Source organism: Vibrio sp. Y58_MX_L22 (assembly GCF_024181865.1).
Classification (GTDB): Bacteria; Pseudomonadota; Gammaproteobacteria; order Enterobacterales; family Vibrionaceae; genus Vibrio; species Vibrio alginolyticus.
Window position 1 is genome coordinate 307285 of the sequence record NZ_JAMZAN010000002.1, and the last position, 25332, is coordinate 332616.

The 25332-nt window shown below is 46.8% G+C and carries 22 protein-coding genes; 3 read left to right on the top strand and 19 right to left on the bottom strand.

The genetic code is table 11. From position 1 onward, the window contains the following. Positions 1 to 102: 102 nt before the first annotated feature. The 6 genes from NL626_RS06560 to NL626_RS06585 all read right to left on the bottom strand — a co-directional run bounded on the left by NL626_RS06560 (position 103) and on the right by NL626_RS06585 (position 7371). A complete protein-coding gene (locus NL626_RS06560; protein WP_213866273.1) occupies positions 103 to 834 on the bottom strand; it encodes a DUF3726 domain-containing protein in 732 nt (243 codons plus the stop codon). Continuing rightward, a complete protein-coding gene (locus tag NL626_RS06565; RefSeq protein WP_253657138.1) occupies positions 831 to 2567 on the bottom strand; it encodes a hypothetical protein in 1737 nt (578 codons plus the stop codon). Before NL626_RS06565 ends, NL626_RS06560 begins: the two co-directional genes overlap by 4 nt. Before the next feature lie 101 nt (positions 2568 to 2668). After that, positions 2669 to 4270 (bottom strand): BCCT family transporter, encoded by a 1602-nt coding sequence (locus tag NL626_RS06570; RefSeq protein WP_005388593.1) that lies wholly within the window; start codon positions 4268 to 4270, stop codon positions 2669 to 2671. 109 nt (positions 4271 to 4379) lie between these two features. Further along, the gene (locus NL626_RS06575) at positions 4380 to 5369 is read right to left on the bottom strand and encodes a membrane dipeptidase (RefSeq protein ID WP_005388594.1); all 990 of its coding nucleotides are present in this window, start codon (positions 5367 to 5369) and stop codon (positions 4380 to 4382) included. Between the two features lie 69 nt (positions 5370 to 5438). Beyond that, on the bottom strand, positions 5439 to 6899 hold the full coding sequence (locus NL626_RS06580; protein WP_137282552.1) for an aldehyde dehydrogenase family protein: 1461 nt from the start codon (positions 6897 to 6899) through the stop codon (positions 5439 to 5441). Between the two features lie 73 nt (positions 6900 to 6972). After that, complete coding sequence (locus NL626_RS06585; protein WP_005375789.1) at positions 6973 to 7371, bottom strand: RidA family protein; 399 nt, start codon at positions 7369 to 7371, stop codon at positions 6973 to 6975. 155 nt (positions 7372 to 7526) lie between these two features. Between NL626_RS06585 and NL626_RS06590 the strand changes: the two genes are divergently transcribed. Then, entirely contained in the window at positions 7527 to 8417 is an 891-nt protein-coding gene (locus NL626_RS06590) for a LysR family transcriptional regulator (RefSeq protein WP_104970091.1), read from the top strand. Positions 8418 to 8497: 80 nt separating this feature from the next. Here the strand turns inward: NL626_RS06590 and NL626_RS06595 are convergent, their stop codons facing one another. The 13 genes from NL626_RS06595 to NL626_RS06655 form a co-directional block, all read right to left on the bottom strand. After that, positions 8498 to 9604 carry an NADH:flavin oxidoreductase gene (locus NL626_RS06595; protein ID WP_053303714.1) on the bottom strand — a complete coding sequence of 369 codons (1107 nt, stop codon included), beginning with the start codon at positions 9602 to 9604 and terminating at the stop codon, positions 8498 to 8500. A 661-nt stretch (positions 9605 to 10265) separates the two neighbouring features. Continuing rightward, positions 10266 to 11180 carry a heme o synthase gene (gene cyoE, locus NL626_RS06600; RefSeq protein ID WP_033906955.1) on the bottom strand — a complete coding sequence of 305 codons (915 nt, stop codon included), beginning with the start codon at positions 11178 to 11180 and terminating at the stop codon, positions 10266 to 10268. Further along, positions 11141 to 11452, bottom strand: coding sequence for a cytochrome o ubiquinol oxidase subunit IV (cyoD, locus tag NL626_RS06605; protein WP_005375783.1), 312 nt, complete (start codon positions 11450 to 11452; stop codon positions 11141 to 11143). The genes cyoE and cyoD overlap by 40 nt, the downstream gene beginning before the upstream one ends. Then, entirely contained in the window at positions 11452 to 12054 is a 603-nt protein-coding gene (cyoC, locus tag NL626_RS06610; RefSeq protein ID WP_005375782.1) for a cytochrome o ubiquinol oxidase subunit III, read from the bottom strand. Before cyoC ends, cyoD begins: the two co-directional genes overlap by 1 nt. After that, a complete protein-coding gene (cyoB, locus tag NL626_RS06615; protein ID WP_005375781.1) occupies positions 12044 to 14080 on the bottom strand; it encodes a cytochrome o ubiquinol oxidase subunit I in 2037 nt (678 codons plus the stop codon). The genes cyoC and cyoB overlap by 11 nt, the downstream gene beginning before the upstream one ends. Before the next feature lie 5 nt (positions 14081 to 14085). Continuing rightward, positions 14086 to 14967, bottom strand: coding sequence for a ubiquinol oxidase subunit II (cyoA, locus tag NL626_RS06620; protein ID WP_005388604.1), 882 nt, complete (start codon positions 14965 to 14967; stop codon positions 14086 to 14088). A gap of 798 nt (positions 14968 to 15765) precedes the next feature. After that, a complete protein-coding gene (locus NL626_RS06625) occupies positions 15766 to 16524 on the bottom strand; it encodes an SDR family oxidoreductase (RefSeq protein ID WP_213962396.1) in 759 nt (252 codons plus the stop codon). A gap of 110 nt (positions 16525 to 16634) precedes the next feature. Further along, positions 16635 to 17540, bottom strand: a complete 906-nt coding sequence (mmsB, locus tag NL626_RS06630) for a 3-hydroxyisobutyrate dehydrogenase (RefSeq protein ID WP_005375775.1) — start codon at positions 17538 to 17540, stop codon at positions 16635 to 16637. A gap of 11 nt (positions 17541 to 17551) precedes the next feature. Beyond that, complete coding sequence (locus tag NL626_RS06635) at positions 17552 to 18691, bottom strand: enoyl-CoA hydratase/isomerase family protein (RefSeq protein ID WP_213867786.1); 1140 nt, start codon at positions 18689 to 18691, stop codon at positions 17552 to 17554. An 8-nt stretch (positions 18692 to 18699) separates the two neighbouring features. Next, positions 18700 to 19485, bottom strand: a complete 786-nt coding sequence (locus tag NL626_RS06640) for an enoyl-CoA hydratase (protein WP_206952830.1) — start codon at positions 19483 to 19485, stop codon at positions 18700 to 18702. 38 nt (positions 19486 to 19523) lie between these two features. Then, positions 19524 to 20678, bottom strand: coding sequence for an acyl-CoA dehydrogenase family protein (locus NL626_RS06645; protein WP_253657139.1), 1155 nt, complete (start codon positions 20676 to 20678; stop codon positions 19524 to 19526). 19 nt (positions 20679 to 20697) lie between these two features. Beyond that, entirely contained in the window at positions 20698 to 22191 is a 1494-nt protein-coding gene (locus NL626_RS06650; protein ID WP_017634263.1) for a CoA-acylating methylmalonate-semialdehyde dehydrogenase, read from the bottom strand. A gap of 23 nt (positions 22192 to 22214) precedes the next feature. Further along, positions 22215 to 23426: an acetyl-CoA C-acyltransferase gene (locus tag NL626_RS06655; RefSeq protein ID WP_005375769.1), complete on the bottom strand. Its 1212-nt coding sequence runs from the start codon at positions 23424 to 23426 to the stop codon at positions 22215 to 22217. Between the two features lie 275 nt (positions 23427 to 23701). On the opposite strand from NL626_RS06655, the gene NL626_RS06660 reads away from it, so the two are divergent. Together NL626_RS06660 and NL626_RS06665 are read left to right on the top strand one after the other, a co-directional pair. Next, on the top strand, positions 23702 to 24076 hold the full coding sequence (locus NL626_RS06660) for a MerR family DNA-binding transcriptional regulator (protein WP_017821195.1): 375 nt from the start codon (positions 23702 to 23704) through the stop codon (positions 24074 to 24076). A 66-nt stretch (positions 24077 to 24142) separates the two neighbouring features. Then, complete coding sequence (locus NL626_RS06665) at positions 24143 to 25312, top strand: isovaleryl-CoA dehydrogenase (RefSeq protein ID WP_253657140.1); 1170 nt, start codon at positions 24143 to 24145, stop codon at positions 25310 to 25312. The last annotated feature ends 20 nt before the right edge of the window (positions 25313 to 25332 follow it).

Here is a 25332-nt window from a genome sequence, read left to right on the forward strand (position 1 = left end):
TCATAGTCTTTGAACTTCAGAAGTGACCAAACTTCGCGCACAAAAAAGGCCGCTAAAGAGCAGCCTTCATCACTTCTACTTGGAATCATCGCCTTTCATCGCTTAAACCACACCGCCAGCACCGAGCATAGAACGCTCACTGTTCTCCACCAGCAACGCGGTTGCGGTTTGTTTCAGTGTTTCCCATTCTTGGTCTTCGACAAAGATACCATTTTGCCAAGAAGCTTGTTGCGTGCGGCTTAACTCATCACCTTCAATGTGGGTGGTATACCCTTGTGCACTTTTCTCGATATCGAAATCGTTCACGGAGAGCTCGATAACCATACTATGCAAATCCGTATCATGCCCATCAAACCGATCCGAGAAAAAGACTTCTGGTGCGATTCGTCCACGGTTTAACACATAAAGCGTTCGCTTGGGACTTGAGCCATTGATCCACTGTGCTCGACACGCGATGCCTTTCGCAGAGAGCTTCAACAACTCACTGAAACCCAACCAACGGTTATGACACTGTTTCAACGTAATGGTAATCGACTTACGGTTGATCATTTTCTCGAGCGCGAAATCCAACACCGCGGGTAAATGACACGCTACACTCCCGTTGTGCAGTTCTACCTCTATGCTTGACGGCGTGCTGTTGGTCACCGATACGGCGCAGTCTGAATCTAACCCAAGAAACAGACTGGCGTTATTAAAATGGCGAACTCCATGTAAGCCAACCATTTGCAAGTCCGCCACCATGTTCGCAATGACATCCGCCTCACCACAGTGACGGCGCATGCCAAGAAATGCCTTATTAACGGCGGCCACCAATTCGTTGTGAGAGACGATCATAATTCAAATCCTCCATTGATTTTTTGATTATCACTTTGCGCAATTTCGTCACGTGGCGGCATGCTAGGGAAAATCCATGTGTCTGCCAATTTAGGGTCGTGAATTTCATCCAACAGCGGCGCGCCTTGGAAAAAAGTTACTCTAACCCAACGATCCGAGCGCGGATCAAACTTAGTCGCGCCAAAGATCGCCAATTTACAGCGCAGTAAGTGCATTGGTAACGCATCTTTACGCAGCACATTCATTTGAATATCCCCCATCGCACGGTTGCCTAGCGTCCATACGCGACGTGTGATCGAACGATAAGCCGGTTTTTGCAATAGAAACTCTGCTACGGACATTTCTACATCACAGTCAAGCAAGGCCTGGTACAAGCGATTCACTTGTCTGCCGATATCAAGCGGCAGTTCTTTTTCTTCTCCAGCCTCTTCCCCGCGAACACCAAGCCTTGGCTCTTCTTTATCTTGTGAGCGATACCAGAACCAGTAGTTGTTCTCGGCTAGTGAGTAATCCGCATCAATCGCCCAGCGGTACTTGCTTTGCAACACTTCCAGTAAATCTTGGATCTTTTTCCCGCCCGGAATAGATAACGTTTCATCCGTATTCATTTGGCTAGCAAATTCATCCACTAAAGATGGGTAGAGTTCGATCAAGCAAGAGGTGAGGATTTCTTGGGCTTCCACACTCATTGTTTTCTTATACTCGACCAAACTCGCCCAGTTCGGATGTAATTCCATTAACGTTGTTAGCTTCGATAGCAGTTGTTTGATGTCTGCTATCGCTTGATGATTGAGCCTGTCTTGATGTTCATTGATGGTGATGACTTGCTCTAAATGACGCTGTGCTTTTTGCAGCAATCCTTGCAAAGGAGCATGGAACGACGCTTCACATGGCATGGCAAAGACTCGCGCTACCGCACGTTCGCGAGAGGTCATCCATTGGTCAACGATGCACGGGTGATTAATCAAGTATGGAGCCATGCCTAAGCCAGTAGCATTGCCGACACCAAGGTAGCGCTGCAAGCCACGATGCAAAGCCACCGCCTTGTCGCCACCTTGTTGAAGTGCCAGATAGTGCACCCAATCTAGGCTGAATTCACGCAACATATATACGGCACACATTTGCGCACTAAAAGACTGGCTGAAATCTGAGTTGTTCTCTAACAGTTTGAAATCGGCGATACCAAACTTTCCGTTACCATAAACAGCTGTGGTACGCAGGATATAACCCACTTCCGCTAACTCTTTCGGCTCAGGCTGCTCGCCTTGAGAAAGCGCGCTAACAATGTGCTCAAACACGCGCACACTTTTGTTTGCGCGAGCAAGAACAAGTACGTTGTTTGGATTACGTCCCGCTTCTTGCAGCGGTACATTTTCTCGCAATCTTTCCAACAAAGTAACATCAACATCGCCTTGAACCAGTGCAAATGTGACGTCCCACTTTTCAGCAATTACGCGATCATTACGCTCGTCGTCGGCAATTTCATCACAGAATACCACCAAATGATAAACGTGCTCTGGCGTGGTCAATTTGTAAATCACATGACCATAACCACGAGGACAAAGCTGCCACTCATGCTTGGTTACTTGCCAGTTTTGGCTTGCCATATTACGAATCAGACTGCGAACAAAGCTGATTCGGTTTTGGTGCATTGCGCCAAGCCTTTCGGCTGCCATGACAATCGCTGCATCGCGCATAGTTGCTTCCGTATAAGTAGAACGATGTGCATCCATTTTGCTCACCACCTATTTGTTATTGTAAGAATACTAGGGTTTGTGCGGATGCAGGAGGAAAACACCCGCACAAGCTCCACGTTGTTTGAATTGGATAATTGTTATAGCCCTTGCTCTTTCGCCATTTTGATTGCAATTTGTGGCGCATTCCAAAGTGACGGTAACAGAATCAACGAAACCGGAACCGCGGTAATAACAATGAAAGATTGCAGAGCAGAGATGCCGCCAGAGCCAAGGGAAATTAGGATCAATGCCGTCACACCCATCATTACTCCCCAGAAGGTACGGATGATCGCATTCGGCTCCGTTTCACCACTGATCACGACACTGATTGTGTAGGTCATTGAGTCGCCCGTCGTGACGATGAAGATCGTGGTTAAAATCAGAAATAGAATTGAAGTCAGCATTGGCATTGGTAGTTGCTGAGTCACTGCAAGCAAAGCACCTGGCAAGTTAAAGCCCTCAAACGCCGCACTCACGCTACCCGGTTCAGCAATTTCAAACGCAAGGCCTGAGCCGCCCACAATCGTGAACCAAAAACAGGTGGTTAACGGAGCCACAATACTGATGGTGGAAATAACTTGGCGAATAGTTCGACCACGGGAAATACGCGCAATAAAGATTGCCATCATCGGACCATAACCCAGGAACCAGCCCCAGAAAAATACTGTCCACCAACTTAGCCAACCTTCGTCACCGCGATAAGTCGCCATTGGGATAAAGTTATCTAGCATGCTCCCTACACCTTGAATGTATCCGTTAAAGATAAAATTCGTAGGGCCAAAAAACAGGATGTAAACCATCAATGCCATTGCCAGAATCACGTTGTAACGACTAAGCAGTTGCATGCCTCGACTTAATCCACTGAGTGCTGACAAGGTGTAAAGCGCAATCGCAAACAAAATGATAATAAGCTGAGTGGTAAAGCCATCAGGGATATCAAACAACGCATTTAACGCGTAGCTAACCTGCAAGCCCAGAAACCCAATTGGACCAATGGTGCCCGCGGCTACCGCGATAATGCAGCATGCGTCAATCAATGCACCGAGTTGGCCTTTAAGTGCTCGTTCGCCCAAGACTGGGTAAAGCAAAATACGGGGTTTTAGTGGTAAACCTTTGTCGTAATGTAGGTGCATCACCACGATGGAAGTTAAGCTACCTACAATCGCCCAAGCTAGAAAGCCCCAGTGCATAAAGGATTGCGACAACGCATTCACCGCACCTTGCTGCGGGTTATCTTGCGCGCCGTACAAAGGAGGTGGGCTAACATAATGCGCGATAGGCTCAGCCGCGGCCCAGAAAACGCCACCACCAGCCAATAAGGTACAGAAAATAATCGCCATCCAGCGGAAAGAATCCATTTCTGGTTTTGCAATCCCGCCCAACATCACCTTGCCTGTTCGCCCTGCAGCCAAGCCAAGACCAATAAGAAAAGTGAGAAGCAGCAGTAACTGCCAGTATGGACCAAATACCTGAACTGCCCAGCCAAAGCCAGCGTTAACGATCGTAGATAACAGCTCGCCGTCATAAAGTGCAATAGCAACGAACAACGCGATGAAACCACCGCTATACCAAAAGGCCGGGTTATTCAGTCCTAATTTGTCCGTCGTGTTTTCTGTTGTTGATGTGTTGTGTTTTGCTTTTGACTTGCCCGATGACACGCTCATCGTGGAAGCTTTCATGCTATTGGTTAAATCAGACATACTCTGGCTCCAGAGGTTCTTTGCAGCAGCCAAAGACTGGCTACAAATGTGAGTTTTACGCCTGCCGTATTGTTATTATGTGGGCAGGCGGTTCCTACTTTGGGGAATGCTATGAAATAGGCTCTAATCCTTCTTTAAGGAAGTTGAACCAGTTTTCACCCAATATTTTTCCAGCCTCAGATTCACTGAATCCGTGACCCATTAATCCGTTGTAGATGTTCTCCATCCCTGCGCTGCCGCAGAACCATGGCAGCGCATCTGGCCATCCCGAGTTACTTGCTGAACCTTCGCCGTAATCCATCGCTTTTGACCAACGCCCGTTGCGCATCCATTCCAATACTTGTTGCGGTTGGTTTAAGCACAGATCACTACCGATGCCTAAATGGTCGACGCCAAACATGTCTGCGGTTTTCGCTACCATCTGGCAGAAATCATCCAGCGTGCACTGGCTGCCATTTGGCAAATGGAATGGATATAAACTGAATCCAATCAAACCACCGCGCTCCGTCAGTGCTTTGATCACGGTGTTGGATTTGTTGCGCAGTGCGTCATGCGCAAACGTCGGGTTAGCATGGCTGATACAAATTGGACGCGAAGAAAGATCGATGGCTTCCAACGTAGAACGCTCCGCACTGTGGGACATATCAATGATCATCCCGACTCGGTTCATCTCTTCAATAGCTTGCTTACCAAAGCGAGTTACGCCGGAATCGTTTTGTTCGTAACAACCTGTCGCCAGTAAGCTTTGGTTGTTGTAGGTCAGTTGCATGATCAGCAGACCTTGGCGGCGCATCACTTCAATCAGACCAATTTCATCATCGATTGGTGAGCAATTTTGCGCGCCGAAGAAGATGCCGACTTTGCCTTCTGCTTTGGCTTTTTCTACATCTGCCATTGAATAAATAGGCATGATGAGGTCCGCATTTTGCTCGAAGCGCAAGTTCCACTCAGCAAAACGCGTTAAGGTTTCGCGCGCAGTTTCGTGGTAGACGATGGTGGCATGAACGGCAGTAATGCCACTCGCCTTAAGCGTTTGGAAATACTCTCGATCCCAATTGCAGTACTGCAATCCGTCAATCACAATCCGTTGTTGGTACATAACCACTCCTTAAACAATTTCTTAGCCTTTTCGTGCGGGCAACTGACACCATCAGTTACCCTGCCGATCTTAGTAAGGACGCTGATAAGCGGTTTTCACTACGGTGTAGAACTCTTTGGCGTACTGACCTTGCTCACGAGGACCAAAGCTAGATTCTTTACGGCCACCAAATGGAACGTGATAATCTGTACCCGCAGTTGGCAAGTTAACCATGACGCAGCCCGTTTGGACTTGCTGTTTGAAGATCGCGCTATTGCGCAAGCTTTGCGTGATAATGCCGCCTGTCAGGCCAAAGCGCGTATCGTTCGCGACTGCAATTGCCTCATCCAGATCAGAAACGCGAATCACGCTCGCCATTGGCGCAAAGACTTCTTCTTGGTTCACTTCCCAGCTGTTTTGTGTGTTCAAGAACAGGGTTGGTGACATGTAGTACCCGTCATGCTCTAGGCTCAGACGCTCGCCACCAAAAGCCAGCTCTGCGCCCGCTTGGCGAGCGTTTTCGATCCACTCAAAGTTCGCATTCAGCTGGTTACCATCAACAACAGGACCCATGAATACGCCCTCTTCTAGAGCGTGACCCACTTTAAGTTCGCTCATGCGTTTGATTAGCGCTTCAACATACGCGTCGTGAATTCCGTCCATAACCACAAGACGAGAAGACGCGGTACATTTTTGACCTGCACCCGAGAATGAGCCTGCGATTGTCGCTTCGACAGCAATTTGAATGTCTGCATCATCTGCCACTACGAGCGCATTTTTGCTACCCATCTCTAGCTGACAACGCACAAAATTTGGTGCTGTTGCCGCTGCAACTTTGCGGCCAGTGTCCACAGAACCAGTGAAGCTAACGCCGTTCACATCCTTCGAATTGATAAGGGTATTACCGACTTGCGAACCGCTACCCAAAACGAGGTTAAACGTGCCAGCAGGTAAACCTTGGCGATGGATAATCTCTGTCAGCGCAACGGCACTTGCTGGGGTGAGGTTGGCAGGCTTCCAGACGACGCTGTTGCCAAACGCAAGTGCTGGCGCGATTTTCCAAGCCGCTGTTGCTGTTGGGAAGTTCCAAGGAGAGATAATGGCGATAACGCCGACGGCTTCGCGAGTAACTTCAACGGAGACACCTGGACGGACGGAAGCAGCGTTATCGCCAATTTGACGCAGAACCTCAGCAGCAAAGTATTGGAAGAATTGGCCAGAACGGTATATCTCACCTCGACCTTCAGCAAATGGCTTGCCTTCTTCACGCGAAAGCAAGGTGCCCAATTCATCACATCGTGCAATGAGCTCATCACCAATCGCTTGTAGCACTGCTTGCTTGCGCTCGATTGGTGTTTTTTCCCACTCTGGCTGCGCTGATTTAGCCGCTTGAATCGCTTGCTCTACTTGCGACACACTCGCTTGTGCGAAATCGCCAATGTTTTCGCTGATATCAGAAGGGTTAATATTGGCGATGGTGTCCATGCCCGATTGCCATTCACCTGCTATATAGAGGGATTTTTCTGCTTGAACATTGTTAATAAAAGTCATGGTTCTTTCCTTGTTCTTCCGATTTGTGATGGCAAGCCACCCACTCACTGATCTCTAATTGTTCTTATTGGATTTATTCTGGTTGGCTTGCCGACGCGTAGACAACAAACTCCACCAACATCTCTTCTCGCGCTAACCCTGCAACCACCATGGCGGCGCGATTTGGGTACGGCGCTTCAAAATATTCCGCGTACACTTGGTTAACGGTCTTTAAGTATTCTCTGTCGGTCACATAAATCAGGACCTGCAACACCGAGTCCAAAGACTCCCCTGCACACTCCAGGGTGTGAATGAGATTGTTAAAGGTTTGACGTGTTTGTGCTTCGATACCGCCTTCCACAACCGCGCCTGTGTCATCAATAGGAATTTGAGCCGTATACAGGGTTCCGTTGTTGACTATCGCCCATTCAAGCGGCGCTTTAGAAGCAAATAGACTGGTTTTAACTGGGTGTTTTTTAGTAGGAGTATTCACGTGCCTTTCAACCTTTGTAACAACTTTGTTTCAATATGGTTAAATGATGCACATTGACAGGCGATAAATCTAACGGTAAATTTTTGACATTTGATAAGTTAAACTTATCGCTCTATTTAAAATAACGTAAATAAAGGGATTAAGAGGCATTAGGGATGAGTATTAAGCTTCAACAATTAATGCATTTTGTGATGGTAGTCGAGGAAGGAGGCTTTCGAGCCGCTTCACATCGTGCAAATCGTTCTCAGGCGGCACTGTCAACATCGATAAAAGAGCTTGAAAGAATTCTAGGGCAAACGCTGTTTGAACCCGGAAACAAAACCAAATTGACCCCGTTTGGTGAAATTTGTCTTCCCAAAGTGGTTCAGTTTCTCAATATCTACAGTGCACTAGACAACGATCTCAAAGCAGCCGCTGCCGGACAGCAAGGGAGAGTGCGAATTGCGAGCGTTCCTTCTGTTGCAGCGAAGCTCATTCCTAGCGTGTTGGGCGCCTTTTGCGAACAGTATCCAAATGTAGAAGTAAGCTTGATAGACGATAATGCCGCTGGCGTCGAGGCTCGCCTACTCTCCGGTGAGGTCGACTTAGCGCTCGGTAACCCCTCTCACCTCGATGAGGGCGGCATTGACTTTACGCCGCTGTTAGCCGATCCAATAGGCGTGGTGTGTTTAAAGGACAACCCTATTGCGAGTCATCCAGAAGGAATCGAGTGGCAAACTTTGTTGGAACAACCCTTTATCCGTAACGGCACTTGTACACTTCTCGATCCAACCCCAGCAAGAGCTCTGAGTCAGCAAGCGCTCTATTCGGTCGAAAATATTACTTCGCTGTTTTCTGTCTTAGAACTTGGGATTGGTGTCACGACCCTACCTAAGCTTGCTTTCCCAACCAATGAAACACGCTTGGTTTGGATTCCGCTTATCGATCCACCACTTGAAAGGCAAATTGGTATATTTACGTTAACCGATCGCACGATCTCGCCTCAAGCTAAAGCATTTCACGATCTTTGTGTGCATTATTTAAACTATCAAAAAGAAGATAAATAATGGTTCGATTAACATGCGGATAATTAAAAGCCTCCATATTCAGAGTGGAGGCTAATTTGTATTTGTGTATTCGCTTCGTTCTATTTTTTGCGACGATTTCGGTTCTTATACACCACGCAAAAGTTACCACGCTTGGTACGACACTTTGAGCAACGTTCACAATCTACTGGTGCGCGATTGCCTTCTTTCCAACGTTTGATCAACTGTGGCTCAGCCAATAAAGGGCGTGACACAGCAAAAAATTGGATATCTGTGTTTTCTGCAATTTTCTCAATCGCATCAATGTCGCTCAGCCCGCCGACAGTAATCACCGGTATGCTAACGTCCTGGCTGATCACGTGACCATATTCGTGAAAGTAACCTTCTTCTTGTAGTGTGTAACCATCGAACGTTTGACCAACAAGTTCGTTTGCTTTGCCGTGAACATTGCCAGATACGATGATCGCATCAACGCCTATTTCTTCAAGTTTCTTGCAGACGACGCGAGTTTCATTGAACGTTAAACCGCCGTCAAAGAACTCTGTTGCCGTCAGTTTAACGAGGATGGGAAATTCGCTTCCAACCAGCTTTCTGGTTTCAGAATAAATTTCTAAAAGAAAGCGCATGCGATTTTCTAAGTCACCACCATATTCGTCTTCGCGACGATTATAGTACGGGCTTAAAAACTGGTTAATTAAATAAGTGTGCGCCGCATGAATCTCTACGCCGTCAAAACCAGCGTCTTGAGCACGTTTGCTCGCCAATGCGAATGCCTTTACGATGTAGTCGATTTCGTCCTTTGTCATCGCTTTGCCTTGCGTATTTGTACCACGCTCAGGCACGTCACTCGGAGCGAAGATGACACGCTCACCGACGTTATGGGTGGTTTTGGTGCCACCGTAAGCAATTTGCATCACGATTTTAGAATCTTGTTGATGTACTAGCTCTGTTAGCTTTTTGTATTCTTCAATAAAAGAGTCGTTGTAGATCCCCATCATACCTGCGTTGGGTTTCTCTTCTTCAACGATATTGGCATAACCCGTGACAATAAGCCCAACCTCCCCTTTCGCAAGCGTTTCGTAAATATCGTAAAGCTTTGCCGTCATGTGACCATCTTCGGTCGCCATGTTCTCCCACGTTGCGCTTCTCACAAAACGGTTCTTTAGGGTCATGTTGCCAATGCGGGCTTCGGAAAACAAAATGCTCAAAACCAGTCCTCTTAAAGTTGTCTTTATGTTTTATCTTTTCGCAAGTAAACAAGAACGAAAAAGGAACAGCGATACACGATGTATGGCTGTTCCTTCTCTGAATCCTTGAGACCTGCAAACTACAGGCGCACCTTAATGCCTCGGAGACGACAAAACTTTAATCTGGGTTAATGTTTAGTGAGTTTTTAGATTATGTAAAAGGATGATTCTTAATCGTGTTCATTTCACTGGAGCTAAGATGCTTCCTCACCTACTTTCAGTCGTAAAACTTTTGTATTTCGCTAGCTGGTGATTCAACTTAAACATTCACATTGTTAGTTTGTATGCTGCTATGGGAACTAGCACTACCCCAAATGTTTACATTACAAACTATCGATATTGAATTCTCATATGGTAAGTAGAGTTATTGCGCTGTTTATACTTTTAGCTTAATCGTCGCTATCTCTTGGCATTATTACGCGTCAGCGGAAACGCGCGATCTACTATGTTTTACACACTGGTTGTTTTTGCTTTTAGATATGAATACGTGATAGTGAAGCTAGAGGAGGAACAGGGAAAATAAAGGACAATAGAAAGTTAAATGACCTTACTTCTAGGTAAGGTCATTCATGCATTCAGCAGCAAAAGATATTGGCGCGTAGCAAACGCTTAGGTCTGGTTGTTACAGAGCTAGAGGAATCAACTCGACACCAAGCACACCACTGATCCCCATCACCACTAGCAGTGAGACTTTAAACACCGACTTTGACCAAGCGATGTAGTTGTTGTCATCAATGCTGCGAAAGGTCACTTTCGTCCACATAAAGCAAACAACCGCTGCAACCGCTAAGTATTCATACCCGGCTTCACCTAGTAAAAATAACCCCAATGATGCTGCCCCAAAAGCCACGACATACGCTTTCATGTGTCGATGCGCTTTATGAATACCTTCTTTAACTGGCAATACGGGAATCCCGGCTTCTCGGTAGTCTTGCATGCGGAACATGGCAATGGCATAAGAGTGCGGCATTTGCCAGAGACAGAACATGGTAAAGAGTAAAATCGCTTCCAAGCTAATGAAGTTTGTTACCGCTAAGTAACCCACCAATGGCGGAACTGCGCCTGAGATACTTCCCACTAAGGTTCCATACACCGAGTTACGTTTGTACCACATCGTGTAAAAGAACACGTAATACACGTAGCCAAGCAACACGACGACAGCGGATAGTGGATTCACTCGGATAAATAAGAGTGCGGTTCCTACCAGCAATAAAGCAAGTGCATAAACAAACGCAATATCGATATTGATGTTGCCTTTCACTGTTTCACGATTTCGTGTACGTGCCATCTTTTGGTCGATATCACGATCGAAAATATTATTCACCACACAACCTGAAGCGATGACTAACCCAACACCAACTAACGTCGTAACGAACAACATTAGACTGGCTGGTTCTGTTTTTGCGGCGAGGAAGAACCCCGCCGCAACAGAAATCAGGTTGCCGAAAATAATGCCCGGTTTAGTGATAGACAAATAACTTTTCAGCATACCTTGGCCTACAACTTCATGTTGACGTTCATGTTGTAGATGATCCATACCGAGCCAGCGATAAGGATAAGTACAACAATGGCGGTAAACATCAGTGATACAAGGTTCCAACGTCCGTCGGATGTTTTTGTTTCCATGTGCAAGAAGTATTTAAAGTGAACAAATATCTGCACTAATGCACATCCAAATAGAATCGCATAGGTCGTTGTATCTGGTAATGATTTCGTCCAAACAAAGTAGAACGGAATTACCGTCAGAATCAGTGAGGCAATAAAACCTTTCACGTAATCTGACGAACTGGTTTCTACATGTTGATCCATTACATTACCCCCAGTAAGTAAACGATGGTAAAGACACAAATCCAAACGATATCTAGAAAGTGCCAGAATAGGCTTAAGCAGTTAAAGCGCATTGCCATATTGTCGTTCAGACCTTTCGTCGACAGTTGATGATACGCTACCGCTAACCAAATCAGACCAAAGGTTACGTGCAGGCCGTGCGTACCAACCAACGTAAAGAATGCCGATAGAAATGCACTTGTTTGTGGGCCATAGCCTTCTTCAATCAGGTGATGGAACTCATAGACCTCCATACAGATAAAACCAAGACCAAGTGCGAACGTGACTAACATCCAACGTTTGAGACCAGCAACGTTGTTGCGCTTCATCGCGATGATGCCAAAACCAAATGTGATACTGCTAAACAGCAGCAGCATGGTTTCGACAAACACGAATGGGAGTTCGAAAATGTCTTTACCTGTTGGGCCCGCAATTGAATTGCTCGACAGCACAGCGTATGTCGCGAACAAGGTTGCAAACAGTACACAGTCACTCATCAGGTAAACCCAGAAGCCAAATAGCTTGTTGCCATTCGTGTCATGGTGGTGATCATGGTCGTGATGTGCTGCGATATTAGTTTGCATACGTCACCTCCAGATCATCTTTACTTTCGCTGTCTTTCACTGAGTTTTTCTTCGCTTCTTCAAGCTGAGCTCGACGTTCAGCCTCAATTGCTTTGATCTCTTCAACTTCCACGTAGTAATCCACATCATCGTTATAGCTATGCTGAATACACGTCACGATAATACCGACCAAACTTGCCGCCGCTAGCCACCAGATGTACCAAATCATGCCGAAGCCAAATAGGAGCGACCAAGCCGACACGTAGATACCTGTTGCCGTGTTTTTTGGCATATGAATACGTTCGTATTCCACTTCTTTAGTTGGATCGAACTCGCCACTTTGTTTCTGGTACCAGAAGGCATCCAGCACATCACCTTTTGGTAGGTGCGCAAAGTTGTAGAACGGCGGTGGAGACGATGTTGCCCACTCAAGAGTACGACCACCCCACGGGTCACCAGTTAAATCACGGTTTTGCTCGCGGTCACGGATACTCACGTAAATTTGGATGAACTGAGACAATACGCCCAGCGCAATCACAACCGTACCTGCTGCGGCAATCGACAACAGTGGGAAGTATTCTGGGTTGATGTCTTGGCTTAAACGACGAGTCATCCCCATAAAGCCCAGCGCGTAAAGCGGTAGGAACGCCATTAGGAAGCCAATAATCCAAAGATAGAACGCGCGTTTGCCCCAAGTTTCATTCATGGTGAAACCGGTCGCTTTCGGGAACCAGTAAGTAATCGCAGCGAAACATCCAAACACCACACCACCGATGATAACGTTGTGGAAGTGAGCGATAAGGAATACTGAGTTATGCAGAACGAAATCTGCGCCCGGAACAGCCATTAGTACGCCCGTCATACCACCAACAGTAAAGGTGATAAGGAAGCCCACCGTCCACATCATTGGCGTCGTAAAGCGGATGCGGCCTTTGTACATGGTGAATAGCCAGTTGAAGATCTTCACCCCTGTTGGGATAGAAATGATCATCGTGGCAATACCGAAGAAGGCATTTACGTTCGCGCCAGACCCCATCGTAAAGAAGTGGTGTAGCCAAACGACAAACGCAAGAATCGTGATAACTACGGTAGCCCAAACTAGCGATGTGTAACCGAACAACTTTTTACGTGAGAAGGTTGCGGTGACTTCTGAGAACACACCAAAAATTGGCAAAATCAAGATGTACACTTCTGGGTGACCCCAAGCCCAAATCAGGTTGACGTACATCATTACGTTGCCGCCAAGATCATTGGTAAAGAAGTGCATGCCTAGGTATCTATCCAGCGTTAGCAGAGCGATAGTCACCGTTAGGATTGGGAATGAAATGATGATCAAAATGTTTGCACACAGAGACGCCCAAGTGAAAACTGGCATCTTCATCATTGGCATAGACGGTGTACGCATACGCAAAATGGTCGCGAAGAAGTTCACGCCTGTTAACGTCGTACCAACACCTGATATCTGCAGCGCCCAAATCCAATAGTCGACCCCGACTCCTGGGCTTGCCTCAATACCTGAAAGCGGCGGATACGCTAGCCAACCTGTACGACCAAATTCACCTAAGCCGAGAGACATGTTTGTTAGGATGACACCAACAACAAACAGCCAGAAGCTCAAGTTATTCAGATACGGGAAAGCTACGTCACGTGCACCAATCTGCAATGGCACGATGATGTTCATCAAACCAATCACCAATGGCATCGCTACAAAGAAGATCATGATCACGCCGTGGGCAGTAAAAATTTGATCGTAGTGATGCGGTGGCAAGTAACCTGCTTCACCCGCAGAAGAAAGGAGTTGCTGACTACGCATCATGACTGCGTCAGCAAAACCACGAACAAGCATCACCATCGCTACTGCGATGTACATGAAGCCAAGTTTTTTATGGTCTACTGAAGTAAACCATTCATTCCACAAATATTGCCACTTTCCAGCTTTGGTCACCGCGTAAACTACGGCTAAACCAACCAGCGCCACAACCGCTAGGGTGATGACGATAATAGGTTCGTGGAATGGAACTGAATCAAGAGTTAATCTTCCAAACATTACGATTATCCTTGGTTTTCAGGCAAACAGTTCATTGAACCAGGATGCTGAGTCACAACGTCGGTGAACAAGAACGGAGGAACGCTAGAGAACAAAGTGACTGGCTCTGCGATACTTGGCGCTGCCAGTGAGCTGTATTGCTCCCAATCTTCAATACGATCAGGGCTCGCCTTCACTTTCTGCACCCAATTTAGGAACGCAGCACGATCAGACATTGCTGAAGCTGTGAACTTCATTTGCGAAAAGCCTTCGCCGCTGTAGTTCGATGCAAAACCCTTGTAGTCACCTTCGTGGTTCGCTATCAGGTTGAGCTTGGTTACCATTCCTGGCATCGCGTAGATCTGTGTACCTAAGCGAGGGATGAAAAACGCGTTCATGATGTTGTCCGAAGTCAGTTTGAACTGCACTGGCACGTCTTTCGGGAACGCCACATAGTTCACCGTCGCAATGTTTTCTTCTGGATAGATGAACAACCATTTCCAATCGAGTGACACCACTTCGATGGTCATTGGTTTAACATCACTTTCCAAAGGTTTGGATGGCTCTAGTTCATGAGTCGAACGCCATGTGATCGTCGCAAGAATCGCAATGATGATGATTGGAATTGTCCATACCACCACTTCGATTTTGGTCGAGTGTGACCACTCGGGTGCGTACTCTTCTTCAGTGTTAGAGGCGCGGTATCGGTAAGCGAAGTAAATCGTCATTAAAATCACAGGGATTACAACGATCAACATCAGCAAAAGAGCAGTAATAATTAACTCTTTTTCTTGCACACCAATGGCACCTTTGGGGTCAAGTAAAGCTGAATTACATCCTGAGAGCATAAGTATGACGGACGCCAAACTTCCCCTCGACAAGATGCGTTTATATCTTGAGGCTTCCATTAACTTTCTCGATGGTTGTCTGGTTTCAAAGCAGATGCCAATCAAAGTAAATAAGAGCTCACAAATAGCGCAGAGGTAATGTATGAGAACAAGAAAAAACCTCGATAAGTAGTTATTCTACTTACAATTTTTCAACTTCGTCATCAAGCATTTAACCAGCTAGAATGAACCGTTATTTGCTACGATACGATTGGTATCAAGCCAAGAACCAGTTGTTATAGTCATTAGAATGTTTATGTGTTGAGCATGAGTAACGTCGGGTTCAGAGCGAAACAAAACGGAATTGAGTGGAGATCAAAACCACACTCTTAGTGTGAGTTTATTGTTACACTTTGAAACACTATGTTACATTTGGCGCATTATGAGGAGTAAAAAGTTAAAGCTCATTAGCCACAACTGGAAACTAAACTTCCATTAATGGAAGTTACACACTTTAAATAGAATATTAACCTCAACACGGATTTCTCGTGCTTCAACAATTAATTATTTAAAAACAAAAAGTTGAAACTAAAAATTGATGAGACTGACTATCAACTTCATTTACGCAGATAGCCTTAATGAGAAGCGGAAACTAAAAAACCAAAAGTGTGATCAGCATCAAATTAATGATTTCACTTAATATTTGAGTGGTATTTACATCTCTTTATTGGATTGCGAGAAATCATTCTCAAGGTAAATCCAAACATAAGTTGTAAATACATTTGGGTTGCGCAGAATTAGCACTCCACAACATAGAAAATGTTGAAATGGAAAGAAACTTATTATTCAGGTCTATCAGAGCCTTATTTCAGTGGTCACTTACATACGAATACCGCCATCCACTTCTAAAACCCTGCCAGTAAAGTAATCACTCTCAATAATGTATTTTACTGCATGCGCGATTTCGCTTGTTTCGCCCATCCTGCCAACTGGGATCATCTTTTCTAATCGCTCTATGGCTTCTGGTTTCATTTGCTCTGCCATCGCGGTGTGTACTACACCTGGTGCAACCGCCGCCGCGCGAATACCGTATCTTGCGAGCTCACGGGCCCATGTTGTCGCCATGGTCGCGACCGCCGCTTTAGATGCAGAATAATTGGTTTGTCCGATATTCCCTGCTCTCGCAACACTAGAAATATTGATGATAACGCCTTGGGATCCACTCTCAATCATCTTGACGGCAGCTTCACGCCCACACAAAAATGTTCCTGTCACGTTAACGTTCATGACCAAATTGAATTGATCAAAAGACATCTTACTGATCACGCCATCTTTTGCTTTTACAAGTAACCCATCTCTTAACACGCCAGCGTTATTGACTAACCCATTGAGTTGACCAAAATCTTGGATAATCGCTTCAAACGTGGTTTCAACATCGATTTCGTTGGTGACATCCACTTGATATGTCAACGCTTTCGCACTCAGCATTCGACACTGCTCTTGTGTTTCCATTAAGCCACTGGCGTTTACATCCAATAACGCTAAATCAGCGCCAGCTTGAGCAAGGGTAATGGCCATCATTTGCCCAAGCCCCTGCCCTGCTCCTGTAATGGCAATAACACTACTTTTTATGTCCATATTGGTGCACTCCATAGCTCGTAATGTTCTCTATCTCAACCAGTCTAAGTTGACCGAAATGATGCGCATTTTACGTCACCATCTCGGGCTGGTTTGTCACAAAACTCGGTCTAGCCTTTCTTACTCTTGTATAACTCAAATAAGCTTGAGAAATCGAGTTCGCCGTGGCCGCTCGCGTTGTGGAAAGAATATAAGTTGCGCGCTAACGACCCCATCGGAACCGAAGAATGTGTTTGTAACGCCGCATCTAACCCCAAGCCGAGATCTTTTAGCATGAGTTTGCTCATAAAGCCCGGTTGGTAATCGTGACTGGCTGGCGCACTGTCCATCACGCCTGGGCAAGGATTGTAAAGCTCCAATGCCCAATTTCGGCCAGAGCTTTGCAGCATGATGTTTGATAGCACTTTTGGATCGAGTCCATGATCGATACCTAGGTTTAATGCCTCGCACGTACCAGACATTAAAATGCCGAGCATAAGGTTGTTACAGATTTTCGCCATTTGACCATCACCTGCTTTGCCAGCATGGAAAACATTTTTTCCCATATACTGCAAAATCGCATTGGCTTTAGAAAACGCTTGATCCGAACCACCAACAATAAAGGTTAATGTCGCCGCTTTAGCGCCAGCAACGCCCCCCGAAACGGGTGCGTCGACAAACAACACGCGTTTATTTGCCGCTTCATTGGCGACTAATCGCGCAGAGTCCGGATCAATGGTTGAACAATCAATCATCAAGGTACTTGGCGAGACAAGATTGAGGACACCTACGCCACCATGTAAGTCACCAAGATACACGGAACGAACGTGAGACCCTGCTGGTAGCATCGTGATGACTGTGCTAGCACCATCCACGACTTCCTCAATAGAGCTCGCCACCACCGCACCAAAAGGTACTAGTTGCTTTGCGGCTTCGCTATCGACATCGAATACTTGCACGTTAAATCCAGACGCGAGTAAGTTTTGCGCCATAGGATGCCCCATTCTTCCTAAACCGATAAATGCGATGGTACTCATGATCATTCTCCTTATTGACCTAGTGTTTGTTCACCCAAATTAGCAAGCGGATGCTCATTATCCGACCAAAGCGAGGTAAACAAAGTATCGATAACATCTTCATCGACTTCACTGACACTGTTAAATATCCAGCTCGGCTCGCCATCCCGGTCAATGAGCCGAGAACGGACGCCCTCTTTAAACTCACCTAATAAGGCACTGCGAACCGACAAACTCAACTCTAAACGGAAGCAATCTGCAAGCGGTAAGCTGTGGTACTCTTTCACTTGTCTAAAGCAAATATGCGCGGTGATCGGACTGCCCGATGCGAACGTTTGTTTCGCGTTTTCTATCCACTGGCTATTCCCTTCGATAGTCATGATTCGCTGTGCTATCGCATTAAGATCAAAGCCTTTGCACGCTTCCTCTATCTGATCTAAGTATGGACAAATTTGCGTGGTTGGTTTGCTATCAATAACTTGTTCTTCCATTAACTGTAGTAGTGCAGTTACCAACTCTTTCGCGTCTTCTTTGCCCCACTGGAGCCGCTTTAGCTCATCCAGTAAGGTGGGATACTGCTCTTCCAACAGTAACCAATCGGCCAAACCAATAGTGACAGCGTCACTTGAATTTACCATTGAACCTGTCAATCCGAGGAATAAACCCACTTGCGGATCTATCTGGCTTAAAAACCACGTACCTCCCACATCAGGATACAGTCCGATATTGATTTCTGGCATAGCAAGGCGTGATGTTGTTGTCACAACTTTATGGCTGGTTCCCATAAAAAGCCCCATCCCACCGCCCATTACAATACCTTCTCCCCAACCGATAATAGGCTTGTTGTAAGTGTGAATGAGATAGTCACACTCATACTCCAACGAGAAATAGTCCGTACAGAACTCTACGATTTTTTCTTTGCTCTCGTTATGCATGACATGATACATAGCTCGAACATCACCACCAGCACAGAATGCTTTTTCTCCAGCGCCAGTGAGTACCACACAAGTCACATGCGGATCGTCTTGCCACTTGACAAGCTGATCGTTAAGTTGGACTAACATGTCATACGTCAATGCATTCAATGAAGCGGTGTTGTCTAACGTTGCGATACCAATGCGGTGCACGCCATCTAAGCACTCTATTTCACTGATGGTTACCATCCCTGCCATGTGGCCTCCTATCGGTTTTTCCATTGCGGTGGGCGTTTTTCTAAAAAGGCGCGAACACCCTCAACTTGATCTTCCGTATCAAAAAGATTCAGAAACAACTCTCGCTCTTTCATTAAGCCGTGTTGAAGTGGCGCAGAGCGCATATTTTGAATGAGCGCCTTACATGCGGCGACAGAAGATGGCGACTGGTTCGAAACAGATTCAGCAAGCTCCAGCGCTTTACTTAAAGCTTCACCTTTGGGAACCAACTCCTCAGCCAAGCCTAGTTCTTTTGCTTTGTCAGCGCTGACTTGTTCTCCACATAAAATGATGCGCTTTGCCCAGCCTTCTCCTACTAACGCTGTGAGGTTTTGGGTACCGCCAGCGCAGGGCAAAAGTCCGACTTTGGCTTCAGGTAAAGCAAGTACCGCTTGCTCTTCAACTACTCGAATATCACAAGCTAATGCCACTTCTAACCCTCCGCCCATGGCGTAACCATTAATGGCGGCAATGGAAACACCACGGAATTCCGAGAGTGTTTCAAACGCTTCACCAAAGCATCGCGCCATGTCTAACGCAACCGCTTTGTCACCATCAGAAAATAGCTTGAGATCAGCACCAGCAGAGAAAAACTTGTCTCCACTGCCAGTTAAAACCAATGAATAGACCTGCTTATCATCGTTAAGTGTGAGTATCAGCGACTTCAGTGCCTTGAGGCTCTCTGCTGTCCACGTATTGGCTGGCGGGTTGTTCATTGTCACCACCGCAACGTGATTAGTGATCGTATGTTGAATGGCTGCTTGGGTTAATGGCATATCTGAATCCTTTCTCAATGAGCAAATCCAATACTTCGCTACAGCAAGGTCGATTCCTCAGAGAGCAAACGGCGCGCGATGATCAAGCGCATGATTTCGTTCGTTCCCTCCAGAATTTGATGCACACGCACATCTCTGAAATGACGCTCCATTGGATACTCTTTGATGTAACCATAGCCGCCATAAAGCTGCAGCGCTTGGTCGCAAACCTGAAAGCCCACATCGGTTGCGAACCGTTTTGCCATCGCGCAATAAGCCGTGGCATCCGGGTCATTTCGGTCGAGTTTACTGGCGGCATAGCGCACCAACTGCCGCGCAGCCACTAGCTCTGTCGCCATGTCTGCCAATTTGAATTGTAAGGCTTGAAACTGCGCAAGCGGCTTGCCGAACTGCTTACGTTCTTGAATGTACCGTGCCGCCTGATTAAGGGCCTGTTGAGCCGTACCGACGGAGCAGGTCGCAATATTTATACGCCCTCCATCAAGCCCTTTCATCGCAAAGACAAAACCTTGCCCTTCTTCGCCCAGTAAATGGCTAGCTGGAATAACGACATTTTCAAAAGTAACCGCTCGTGTTGGTTGGCTGTTCCAACCCATTTTGGGTTCTTTGCGCCCATAGCTGATACCACCTGTTTGAGCAGGAACAACAAATGCAGACACGCCTTTGGCACCCGCTTCTCCGGTTCGCGCCATCACGACCAAAACATCTGTCTCTCCTGCGCCAGAGATAAAGGTTTTGCCACCATTCAACACGTAAGTATCACCTTTTTTGCTCGCGGTTGTGGTCAACGAAGCGGCATCCGATCCCGCATTAGGCTCGGTTAAGCAATAGGAGCCTAACCACTCCCCCGTAACTAATTTCGGACAGAACTGCGTTTTGGCTTCATCGGTAGCAAAACTGGCTATCATCCAACTGACCATGTTGTGAATCGTCATAAACGCCGTAGTGGACGTACATCCCATGGCCAGTTGTTCAAAGATAATTGAAGCATCCAAGCGACTCAGCCCTAGGCCACCTTGCGCTTCTGGAGTGTAGAGACTGAGAAACCCCAGTTCCCCCGCCTCTCTCAATACGTCTTTGGGGAAGATCTGCTTTTCATCCCACTCCGCCGCCATCGGTGCTAAACACTCATCGGCAAATTGCTGAGCGGTATCGGCAAATGCACGTTGATCTTCATTAAGTTCAAAGTCCATAAAAGCTCCTTCTATTCACTCAGCGCAGTTGGATGGTCAAATTAGGCCCCGTTGGAATATCGTCATCAAACCAACGTGCCGTCACCGTTTTAGTCTCGGTATAAAAACGTACCGCTTGTTTACCATACGCATGTAAATCACCATAGAAACTGCCTCTCCAACCAGTAAAGGAGAAAAATGGTAAAGGGACTGGAATAGGCACATTGATCCCAACCTGACCGACTTGAATGTCATGCTGATATTTTCTCGCAGCAGCGCCATTAGCCGTAAAAATGGAAGTGCCGTTCCCGTATGGGTTGCGATTCACCAACTCAATGGCCTCTTGCAACGTTTCGACTTCCATACAAACTAAAACAGGGCCAAATATCTCTTGCGTGTAAATCGACATATTCGCTGTTACACCGCTAAACAAGGTTGGGCCAATCCAGTTTCCATCGGGAAAGCCTTCCACTTCACACTGACTGCCATCCAGTTCACACACTGCGCCTTGCTGTTTGCCATCTTCGATTAGGTCCAATACGCGTTGTTTGGCTTGCTCACTGATCAGTGGGCCATAAGCAGCTTGCTCATCGTCCCAAGGCCCTGGGTGTACTTTCGCCATTGCCTGTTTAAGGTCTGTAATCCATTGTTTTGAATCGCCGACAAATACCGCAACAGAAATTGCCATACAACGCTGCCCCGCCGCCCCAACGGAGGACCCCACTAAGTTATTCACCACTTGTTCCTTGTTCGCATCAGGCATGATCACCATGTGATTTTTAGCACCAGCAAAAGCTTGAACGCGTTTAAAGTGTTTCGTACCCGTAGTGTAGATATAACGGGCAACAGGAACCGAGCCAACAAATGACACCGCTCGAATATCAGGATGAGCCAGCAGAAAGTCGACTTGCTCTTTGCGGCCATGAACGATCTGCAACACCCCTTTTGGCGCGCCGGCTTGCTCAAATAGTTCGGCTAAACGAATAGAGGTCAATGGCACTTGTTCGGAGGGTTTGAGCACAAACGTATTGCCCGCAGCGATGGCGATTGGGAACATCCACAACGGAATCATGGCAGGAAAGTTAAACGGCGTGATCCCACAACACACACCTAAGGGCTGAATCATTGAGTAACTATCAATATCCGTGGCAACGTTTTCGACGGTTTCTCCCATCATGTTGCTAGCAATGTTTGCCGCCTGCTCAACCACCTCGATACCACGCCACACATCGCCTTTGGCATCCGCTAAAATCTTACCCGTCTCATGAGAAAGCAGTGTGGCAAGCTCATCATGATGTTCTTTGAGCAAGTGCTGATAGCGAAGCATGACTCTGGCACGCTCGGATACTGCCACTTCCTTCCAAGATTGGAATGTCTCTTTCGCATTATCAATGGCGGCTTCCATCTCGTGCTCTGTGGAACATGGAACGTACGCAATGACATCATTAGTGGCGGGATTGGTTACCTCAACCCAATCCGATGTTTGAGATTCACGAAACTCGCCACCAATAAACAAGGGAACCAAACGAGTCATCATTTACTCCTTTCTGATTTCAATTAAAGCGGTATTTCAATGCCTATCGCCGTGGCTTCTCCACCACCGATACAAAGTGACGCAACACCCCGCATCACTTTTTTGGCTTCGAGATCACCATTGGTGCCTAACGCTTGTAGCTGACGCAAACTGTGAATCAATGTCACCAGAATTCGTGCGCCACTAGCCCCTATCGGATGCCCAAGCGCACAGGCTCCACCTTTAATATTTACTTTGCTCGTATCTAGTCCAAGTTCCGCCACCGCTATTTGTGTCACGACGGCAAAGGCTTCATTGATTTCCCACAGGTCCACTTCATAAATTGACCAATCTAGCTGGAACAGCAGTTGCTCAATTGCGTAGACGGGTGCCAAAGTAAATTCTGCAGGTTTTCTGGCATGTGTAGAGTGCGCCTTGATGATCGCAAGTGGTTTAAGCCCCTGATGACGCGCAGTGTCTTCATCCATAAGCACAAGAGCCGCTGCGCCATCTGAAATGGCACTCGAATTAGCAGCGGTCACCGTACCTTTTTCATCGAATGCAGGTTTGAGTTGAGGAATTTTACCAAGGTCAATCGAGCGTGGGTGCTCATCGTAGTCCAGCACCGCTTGTTCTGACTTGGTATTGAGTGAAACCGGCGAAAGTTCATCGGCAAACAAGCCTCGCTCTTGAGCTTCCAACGCACGTTTTGCCGACATCACGGCCCATTCATCCATTTGCTCTCTGGTGAACTTAAGCCTGTCAGCGACTTGCTGAGCATAAACACCCATTAAGTGCCCTTCGTAAGCATCTTGTAGCCCATCGAGAAACATGTGGTCATACGCAGACTGGTGCCCCATACGCATTCCCTTTCTCGCCTCCCTCAGCAGATACGGCGCATTGGTCATACTTTCCATACCACCAGCAATGGCAGAGCGAATCGTTCCAGCTTTAATGAGATCGTGCGCTAACATGACGCTCTTCATGCCAGAGCCACACACTTTGTTAATGGTGGTGCACCCTACACCCAAAGGAAGATCTGCCCCCATAGATGCTTGCCTCGCAGGAGCTTGTCCACACCCTGCTGGAAGCACACATCCCATGAACACTTCATCCACCGAAGTCACATTCACTTCGTGCATTGCCGCCTTGATCGCCAGTGCGCCTAATTGAGGAGCAGAGTAAGTTTGCAACTTGCCTTGAAAGCGCCCAATTGGCGTTCTTTTCGCGCTGACAATCCAGATGTCTTTTCCCATGATTCGCATTCCCTTAAGGTATATGTGAACACTTGGCAGACTGATGACACCCTACATAGAATTACTCACCAAGCGCCACACCAGCCTTTATCGCCTTTTTCACTAACAAACTTTCATTCCGCGATTTCTTGACGTTTACGTAAGCATAGCACTAGCCTTTACAATGAGATGAAAAAACACACCAAGCAGACGTTTATATTTCAAAGTTGATGTTCGGCCTTCCCATTTAAGGTTCGATTTCCAGAAACTGGATTTTTATTCGAGGTAAGTATGTTATGGAAAAATACAAGATCAGTGACCTCGCCAAGGAGTTTGATATTACTACTCGCAGTATCCGGTTTTATGAAGACGTGGGTCTGATTGAACCAGAGCGAAAAGGCAATATGCGCGTTTATCAACGCAGGGATAGAATTCGCCTCAAACTGATTTTAAGAGGGAAACGACTCGGTTTTTCGTTAGCAGAAATTCGTGAACTTTTCGAGCTCTACGACATGCAACAAACCGAAGGACAGTTATTGAAAATGCTCAATATCATTGAAGAGAAACAAGCTGTCCTACAACAACAACTCAACGACATCAGCGTCGTTATGGCTGAGTTGAATGCCGCTAAGGAGCGTTGTATTCAAACACTCAAAAGCAAGCAGACATAAACGCTATACTCAATTAGCAAGACCGCTACAGGCTTTTCCACCCTACCTCTGATACCGGGAGACGTTATGAAAAGCACCTATACCCCACTCAATTTCGGACTTGGTGATACCATCGATATGCTCCGAGAACACGTTAATGCCTTTGCTACGGAACATATTGCGCCCATCGCCGCTGAGATAGACCGCGATAACCAGTTCCCGAATCATTTATGGCCTTTGTTGGGAGAAATGGGGTTGCTTGGTGTGACCGTCGATGAAGAGCTTGGTGGTGCAGGCATGGGATACCTCGCTCATGTTGTTGCCATGGAAGAAATCAGCCGTGCCTCTGCGTCTGTCGCTTTAAGCTACGGCGCTCATTCTAACCTGTGCGTCAACCAAATCTTTCGTAACGGCACGCCTTCTCAACGCGAAAAATACCTTCCCAAACTCATTGATGGTACGCACGTTGGCGCCCTAGCGATGAGTGAGCCCAATGCTGGTTCAGACGTGATAAGCATGCAACTGAAAGCGGAGAACAAGGGCGACCATTTTGTACTGAATGGCAACAAAATGTGGATAACAAACGGGCCCGATGCTGACGTAGTGGTGCTTTACGCTAAAACGGATGTCAGCGCAGGTTCACGTGGTATTACCGCATTCATTATTGAACGTAACTTCACAGGTTTCACTCATGCTCAAAAGCTGGACAAGCTAGGCATGAGAGGCTCGAATACTTGCGAACTTGTATTTAACCATTGCGTAGTGCCAAAAGAGAATATTCTTGGCGAGTTGAATCAAGGCGTCGAGGTGTTAATGAGTGGGCTGGATTACGAGCGCGTCGTCCTCGCTGCCGGACCACTCGGGATAATGCAAGCTTGCATGGACATTGTGGTCCCGTACGTACATGAACGAGAGCAGTTTGGAAAATCCATTGGCGAGTTTCAGTTAGTTCAGGGCAAGCTCGCCGATATGTACTCTCGAATGAGTGCAGCAAAAGCGTATGTATATACCGTCGCAGCGGCTTGTGATCGAGGTAACGCAACACGCAAAGACGCCGCTGGCGCGATTTTGTACAGTGCAGAACTCGCCACACAAATGGCACTCGATGCAATACAACTGCTCGGTGGGAATGGCTACATCAATGAATACCCTGCTGGTCGTTTGCTACGTGATGCAAAGCTTTATGAAATCGGCGCGGGTACCTCTGAGATTCGCCGCATGTTAATAGGCCGAGAGCTGTTCGAAGAATCTCGCTAACGGAACATACGACAAGGAAG